The organism is Streptomyces sp. NPDC058289 (genome assembly GCF_042880975.1).
GTDB lineage: Bacteria > Actinomycetota > Actinomycetes > Streptomycetales > Streptomycetaceae > Streptomyces > Streptomyces stoeckheimensis.
Map to the genome: position 1 here is coordinate 1 of NZ_JBHVYI010000183.1, position 4870 is coordinate 4870.

Below are 4870 nucleotides of genomic sequence, written 5' to 3' on the forward strand. Positions count from 1 at the left end.
TTCGCTCCGGACAGGCTCTGGTTCCGCTGCGCTCCACCAGAGCGGGGCCCGCTCCGCGGGCCCCAGGGCTCCCGCGCTCCGCGCGGGAGATGACCCCGTTTCACGGGGTCCGGGCTTTTGGCCCGTTGGGCGGGTCCGCTCCGCTCCCCCACCCGGGTCCTTCCGGCTCCGGGATCGCCCTCAATCAGCGATGGTTGGGGCCCAGCAGCGCGGCGGCCGCGGCAATGAAGGCGACGGATGCTTCCTTGGCCACATGTCGCCGGGCGTCCAGCTCAGTCCGGTCGATGACCTTGCGCAGCGCGTACGTGGCATCTGCGGCCTGCTGGGCGGGGCCAGCCAGGGCGGGCACCAGGACCTGAAGGCGGATGTGGGGCGCGGTGATTGCCGCCCGCGTCTCGTGGGACCTCGTCTGGGCCTCCAGCTGGTGCTCGGTGCCTGCCTCGGTCAGGGCCAGACGCTCCCGGTGGAACATCGCCGAGCGGTGCGCGTCCAGGGCGGCCGCGAAGTCGGTGACGGCGCCGAGCTGGTCCTGGCGGTGGCTTTCGGTGCGCTCCTCGGCGCGTGCAGTGCGTGCCGAACGGTGCTGGAGGAGTCCGGCGGTCAGGGCACCTGCGAGAGTACCGAGTACGGCAACGATCGAAGGCCATATAGACATCAGGGAGTGGGTCCTCTCGGGCAGTCGGTTTCCGTGGTGAGGTCGGCAAACAGCGAGTGCGGCGCCTTCAGTAGCGGCGATCCGCCTGCATCGCTCCGGACCTACCCTCGCTGCCATGATCGCTTGCCCCGGCCGACCTGTACACGACACGGCCGGAAGCAAGTACCGGCGCGCTCCCAGAACTCAGCAACATGTTCCTCGTCACTGACGGAGCGTCTTGAGCGATGACCAACAAACGTTTCTGGCTCTCGGCGACCAAGCCAGGCCGGGGAACCTTCGCTTCGCTCCGGACTGATTCTGGTTTCGCTGCGCTCCACCAGAACGGGCCTGCTCCACAGGCTCCAGAGATCCCGCGCTCCGCGCGGGAGGTGACCCCGTTTCACGAGGTCGAAGCCCACGACCCGTTAGACGGAACCGCTCCGCTCCCCCACACCAGGGCCCTTCCGGCTCCGCCTCTAGAACCCAAGGCCTGCTTCACAGGCCAAGCTGGCAGCAGCCACTATCCACGCCGTGGTTCCCGGACCACCTTGCCGTCCTTCACGAAAAGCCTCACCCGCTGCTCGTTGAAGTCCATCGTCACCATGCTGCCCTCAGGCACCACATGCACCGCAATCTCCGGGAACTCCGCACGGATCTGCTCGCGAGCCTCCTCCGCCAGCTTCCCCACCAGCTCCGGCCACACGCTCTTCGCCTCCATCAACCCCTCCAGGGTGATGATCGCTTCAGGTCCCGCGCGACGCTACAGGCCATCCACACTTCTCCGGCCCTTCAGCCCATCTCCTGCGCCGCGCTCCGGACAGTTCGGCGGGATTTCGCATCGCGCCACAGGGAGATCACAAGCCGCTGTCGATACCCGTCACGGCCGGCGGGCCGAGCGGGGCATCAGACTCTGAGAGGCCTGCCTCCTTCAGCGCTGCCGTGACGATCCGCATGGCGTCCAGCTCCGCCTCGTACTTGTCCGGGGCCTCAACCTCAAGCCGGATGGAGAAAGTGCCGTCCTCGTTCAGGGTGAGGAGGCGCAGCCCCTCGTTCTCACTGACCTCTGTGTGCCGCGGGGCCAACTTCCGTTCGACGACAAGACGCACGGAATCAGCAACGTCCGACACGAACGTACCGGGGACCGTGATGACGAAGCTGGTCACGGCAACTCCTCACATAGGACGAAACTCCAGTGCCACCCGACTGCCCTCAATTTTTCAAAATGAACTCGTACCATGCCAACCCGGACGCGCAGGCCTGCCACTCCATTCCCCCCGGCTGGTGCGGCCAGCCAACAACCAGGCACACACCTCATGACGCGAGTGCTTCAAAATGAGGGACAGATTTAGTCTGGACTGGTACGCGTGGCACCCCGCATCGTAGGGCCGGCGTGGCTCGGTGAAACTGCGCAGTTGAGAATCCGCAGTGCCCCGTCCCCACCGCTCTACTCGGCGGCGGGCTCGTCCAGGATGATGAAGTCATCTCCGCCCCTGGCGGAAATGTTTCCGCCCGACATGGTCGGGGTGTCCTCGCCGAAACCGGTCACACGATTGCCGTCGATCTGGCCGCCGATCATGGTGAAGGGGGAGAGATCGGGTGTGGTGTCAGACATGGCGCCTCCTAGGCGAAGTGGCCAACAGGCTTAAGGTGTTGGCGTGTAGATGAAGCCTAGTCAGGTCACCAGCTCTGCACGTGTGCGCCAGCAAGACGAGGAACACCAGGACCCCGCACGGGGGACGGCCTGCGGCGGCGGCCCGGCGGCGACGGGGCCGCGTCCAGTCGGACGGCTCTGATAGCGGTGTGCAGGCAGGGGTGCTGACATGGATTCACTTCTGTCGGCGTCGGCACGCAATCGGAGACACTCCATGGCCCGTACAGCGCACGCCCCGGCAGCGCTCGCTCATCTCACATCGGTCGGGCTCCTAATGGGAACGCCCGCCGCACACGCGGCCGGCAGTCAGACGTTCTCTGCTGACGGGACCTTCAGCGTCCCGGCCGGGGTCACAAATGTGACAGTCGAGCTATGGGGCGCCGGCGGTGGCGGCGGATCGGGCAGCTACGTGAAGTGCGTACTGCCGGTGACGCCGGGAACCCGCGTGGCGGTGGTCGTGGCCGGGGGCGGCGGGGGCGGCTCACCCCTGGGCAGGCCCGGCGGTGACGGGTCCGGCCCCCGCCAGCCCGGCCCGGGCTCCAGCACGGCGGGCAAGGGCGGCACCAGCGCGGACACCTTGGGCGGCGGGGGCGGCGGCGGTGGCGGCGGCGGGGGCGGCGGCGGTGACAGCGCCTTCGGCAACGCCGAGACCCGCAGCGTCGCCCACGGCGGCAACGGCGGCAACGGCGGCAACGGCTTCGACCTCTCCCTGGGCGGGCTCGGCGGCATCGCCGGATCCTGCGCAGACGTCACTACCGGCGACCTTGTGGTCCCGGCTACGACCCAGCTCGGAAGCATGGGGAAACGCGGCCGGGCGGTCCTGTGGTTCCTTCCGGGAGGCACCGCGGCCGGCGGCGTGGGCGTCAACGGAATCGGCAACGGTGGCACGGGCAACAGCGGGTACAACTGGAACGAGGGTGAGCGCGGAGACGGCGGCCGCGTCGTCGTCAGCTGGTAGCGATCGTCCCGCCAGGCCATCCGTGCGTCCGTACCAAGGCGCACTCCAGCCAGGGATTCGGGCGCCGATGAGCCGGCCTGTCATACGGACGCGCTGGTGTTGGTCGCTCCGCCGCGGGGCCTGGCGCGCGTTCGACGGTCAGCTGCCGAGCTCGCTCCAGCCGACGTAGCGTTCGGCGACTTCGTAGGACCAGTCGTGGACGCCGCGCATCCACTGCTTGCAGCTGGCGATGTGGGTGGCCTGAGCCGGTGTCAGGGTGGGGGCCAGGGGTGCTTCGCGTTCCTGGAACTCGGCGACGGCGTTCTGCACGTCGCGGGCGGCGTGTTCCATCGCTTCGCTCTGGGTGGCGCCCAGGGCCTGGTAGACGCCTGGCAGGTTCCAGAAGCGGCCCGGCAGGCTCTGCTCGGCGAAGAAGGAGAAGATGTCGTTCTGCCAGGCCACCACGTCCGCGGCGATCAGGCGCAGTGCGGTCATCTGCGGTTGCCAGTAGGTGTCCCAGTCCACCGGCGCGGTGCTCCAGGTGGCGTCGATGGGGACGATGCTCGGCAGGGAGCACACCGAGTACAGGCGCATCGTCTTGTATGCGGCCGGGGTGGGGGTAGCTGGGGCCGCACGCTGCTGGTTCTGCAGGGCCAGTGAGCACAGCCACAGGCGCATCTCGCACGCCCAGCGGGCATACACATCCGCCGCGAGGACCGTGGTCATGCCCTCCATGACGTCGCGGAAGCCCGCCTCCACGTTCTGACCGCGGCGCCCATCCCGGGCCGGCCGTCCAGCAGGTCGACGATGGAGAGGATCGCGGGGAGCTGGTGGGGAGAGGCGGGATCGACGTTGTCGGACAGGGCGTCGTCGAACCAGAAACCCCACGACGCCATCCGCGTGCACACCTGGAGGAGGTCCAAAGGAGCGTCCGGAGAAGAAGTGTGAGCGATGATCCGGCCGGCCCGGGCCTTACGCAGAGACTCCAACACCTCTGCGGGCATGAAGCGGGCGGCCCACTGAACACCGTACGCCTCGACCGTATCGATCTGCCGATGGCAGACCGACTCGAACGGCAGGCACATGTCGGGAAGAGAAAGGGAGAGCGTCATCGTGCTGTTCCTTCTGGGAAGAGGTGATCCCAGGCGCGCGGGGGACGGCCACGGAAGAGAAACGTTTCCGTGTGGTCTACGCCATCCTCACAGCGCGACCATCTCCCCTTCAACCATGTGCCGGGGGCGTGCGGACGCACCCGCGCCACCAACAGCACATCAGCGCATCCAACCGCCGCCAGCACCACCCGCACGCGCTCCCCCGCGCTCCCCCCGGGTCCGTCTGCCACCCCAGAGCTCCCCGAGCTCCGTCATCAACCGCTCTCCAGCTCGGGCCGCGTCGGCTCCTTCGCGCTTCCCGTACGCCGAAGCTTGGCCATCCGTGTGGCCGCGGAGAGGATCGGCGGCTGGCGCCCGCACGCTGACCGTCGGGGTAGGGCGGCCCTGGCTACTACTTCGACGTCCCCGTCCACGCCGGGGAAGGACTCACCAGCAGGGAGAGCCCAGCAGGGCTGCGGGCGTGGGGGGGGGGGGGGCCCCGGGCCCCCCCCCGCCCCGGGGACACCCCCCCGGCCCCCAGCGGCGGGGGGGCGCCC

At 68.8% G+C, this 4870-nt stretch carries 7 protein-coding genes; 1 reads left to right on the forward strand and 6 read right to left on the reverse strand.

Going from position 1 to position 4870, the window contains the following annotated elements; all coding sequences use genetic code 11:
• Positions 1-184 precede the first annotated feature (184 nt).
• The 4 genes from ACFVX6_RS40485 to ACFVX6_RS40500 all read right to left on the reverse strand — a co-directional run bounded on the left by ACFVX6_RS40485 (position 185) and on the right by ACFVX6_RS40500 (position 2246).
• Positions 185-655, reverse strand: coding sequence for a hypothetical protein (locus tag ACFVX6_RS40485; protein ID WP_389699585.1), 471 nt, complete (start codon positions 653-655; stop codon positions 185-187).
• A gap of 499 nt (positions 656-1154) precedes the next feature.
• The gene (locus ACFVX6_RS40490; protein ID WP_389699586.1) at positions 1155-1352 is read right to left on the reverse strand and encodes a serine protease inhibitor; all 198 of its coding nucleotides are present in this window, start codon (positions 1350-1352) and stop codon (positions 1155-1157) included.
• A 136-nt stretch (positions 1353-1488) separates the two neighbouring features.
• Positions 1489-1797: a hypothetical protein gene (locus tag ACFVX6_RS40495; RefSeq protein WP_389699587.1), complete on the reverse strand. Its 309-nt coding sequence runs from the start codon at positions 1795-1797 to the stop codon at positions 1489-1491.
• Positions 1798-2078: 281 nt separating this feature from the next.
• On the reverse strand, positions 2079-2246 hold the full coding sequence (locus ACFVX6_RS40500) for a hypothetical protein (RefSeq protein WP_389699588.1): 168 nt from the start codon (positions 2244-2246) through the stop codon (positions 2079-2081).
• Positions 2247-2643: 397 nt separating this feature from the next.
• Here ACFVX6_RS40500 and ACFVX6_RS40505 point away from each other — a divergent pair, with 397 nt between their 5' ends.
• Positions 2644-3243, forward strand: a complete 600-nt coding sequence (locus ACFVX6_RS40505) for a hypothetical protein (protein WP_389699589.1) — start codon at positions 2644-2646, stop codon at positions 3241-3243.
• Positions 3244-3381: 138 nt separating this feature from the next.
• On the opposite strand, the gene ACFVX6_RS40510 is transcribed toward ACFVX6_RS40505, so the two are convergent.
• Both ACFVX6_RS40510 and ACFVX6_RS40515 read right to left on the reverse strand, forming a co-directional pair.
• Positions 3382-3948, reverse strand: coding sequence for a hypothetical protein (locus tag ACFVX6_RS40510; RefSeq protein WP_389699590.1), 567 nt, complete (start codon positions 3946-3948; stop codon positions 3382-3384).
• Positions 3945-4334 (reverse strand): hypothetical protein, encoded by a 390-nt coding sequence (locus tag ACFVX6_RS40515; RefSeq protein ID WP_389699591.1) that lies wholly within the window; start codon positions 4332-4334, stop codon positions 3945-3947. Before ACFVX6_RS40515 ends, ACFVX6_RS40510 begins: the two co-directional genes overlap by 4 nt.
• Between the last annotated feature and the right edge of the window lie 536 nt (positions 4335-4870).

Bases quoted from the DNA above. Each gene is read 5' to 3' on its own strand.
- ACFVX6_RS40485 (WP_389699585.1), bottom strand. From the start codon at position 655: ATGTCTATATGGCCTTCGATCGTTGCCGTACTCGGTACTCTCGCAGGT.
- ACFVX6_RS40490 (WP_389699586.1), bottom strand. From the start codon at position 1,352: ATGGAGGCGAAGAGCGTGTGGCCGGAGCTGGTGGGGAAGCTGGCGGAG.
- ACFVX6_RS40500 (WP_389699588.1), bottom strand. From the start codon at position 2,246: ATGTCTGACACCACACCCGATCTCTCCCCCTTCACCATGATCGGCGGC.
- ACFVX6_RS40510 (WP_389699590.1), bottom strand. From the start codon at position 3,948: ATGACCACGGTCCTCGCGGCGGATGTGTATGCCCGCTGGGCGTGCGAG.
- ACFVX6_RS40515 (WP_389699591.1), bottom strand. From the start codon at position 4,334: ATGACGCTCTCCCTTTCTCTTCCCGACATGTGCCTGCCGTTCGAGTCG.